The 1,356-nt window shown below is 56.3% G+C and carries 1 protein-coding gene; it reads left to right on the top strand.

Features of this window, described 5'->3' with window-relative positions:
* The first annotated feature begins 21 nt into the window (after window positions 1–21).
* On the top strand, window positions 22–1,341 hold the full coding sequence (locus tag ACTHUT_RS20725) for an MFS transporter (RefSeq protein ID WP_250601391.1): 1,320 nt from the start codon (window positions 22–24) through the stop codon (window positions 1,339–1,341).
* The last annotated feature ends 15 nt before the right edge of the window (window positions 1,342–1,356 follow it).

Here is a 1,356-nt window from a genome sequence, read left to right as displayed (position 1 = left end):
ACACAAACAAAGGAAAGAACTATGGATATTCTGACGCGGCTGCATAATCTGCCGCCCTCCCGCTTTCATTACAAACTTTTGGTGTTGGTCGGTATAGGCTGGCTGTTTGATGCCATGGATACAGGCTTGGTGTCGTTTGTATTGCCGGCTTTGGGCAAAGATTGGGCGCTGGCTCCGGCGCAGTTGGGCTGGATTGTCAGCATTGCCTTTGTCGGTATGGCCTTGGGCGCGGTATTCAGCGGCTGGCTGGCGGACAGGTTTGGACGGAAAACCGTTTTTGCCGGCACGATGGTGGTGTACAGCATTGCCACAGGTTTGTGCGCGCTCGCGCCTGATTTGACGGTTTTGCTGGTGTGCCGCTTTTTTGTCGGTGTCGGTTTGGGCGGCCAACTGCCTGTCGCCGTGTCGCTGGTCAGCGAATATGCGCCGCCGAAAGTACGCGGCCGTTTTATTGTGTTGCTGGAAAGCTTTTGGGGCTTGGGCTGGCTTTCGGCCGCGCTGGTGTCTTATTTCTTTATTCCGCAAACCGGCTGGCACAGCGCGTTTTTATTCGGTGCCTTGCCCCTGTTTTATGTGCCGTTGGTGTTGAAGTTCGTTCCCGAATCCGTGCCTTACCTGCTTTCCCGCGGCAAAACCAACGAAGCGCACCGTTTGGTATCCGCGCTGGAAACTCAATCGGGCATAACGCCGCCGACAGAAGCCGTTGCCGCACCGGCTGCCCCGCGTGAACGCATCCGCTTCGTCCAACTTTGGCAACATCCGTTTGCACGGCGCACGCTGATGCTGTGGCTGGTTTGGTTCGGCATCGTGTTTTCGTATTACGGCATTTTCACTTGGTTGCCCAAACTGCTGGTCGAGCAGGGCAATACAGTGGTCAAAACCTTTGAATATGTGCTGGTGATGATTGTGGCGCAACTGCCCGGCTATATTGCCGCCGCGGCTTTGGTGGAAAGAATCGGCCGCAAAGCAACGCTGGCAGGCTTTCTGGCCGCTTGCGCCGTGTGCGCATGGTTTTTCGGGCAAAGCACCACTGCGGCCGAAGTCATGATCTGGGGCAGCCTGATGTCCTTCTTCAACTTGGGTGCATGGGGCGTTTTGTACACCTACACCCCCGAACTCTACCCCTTGCGCTTCCGTGCCTTCGCATCCGGCTGGGCAGGCGCCATCGGCCGCGTCGGCGGCATACTCGCGCCCATGGTAGTGGCGGCGATGGTGGGCAACAGCGGCGGCTTCGGCAATATCTTTATGATGTTTGCGCTGGTTATGCTGCTGATTGTGGCGGTAATCTTGGTATTGGGTGAAGAAACCAAAGGCCGTACGCTGGAAGACATCAGCCAATAAAAGATAGGCATGAAA

It is taken from the genome of Neisseria sp. P0022.S010 (assembly GCF_051956635.1).
This window is presented reverse-complemented; position numbering and strand designations above follow the sequence as displayed.

Coding starts and splice junctions, on each gene's coding strand:
- ACTHUT_RS20725 (WP_250601391.1), top strand. CDS start 22: ATGGATATTCTGACGCGGCTGCATAATCTGCCGCCCTCCCGCTTTCAT.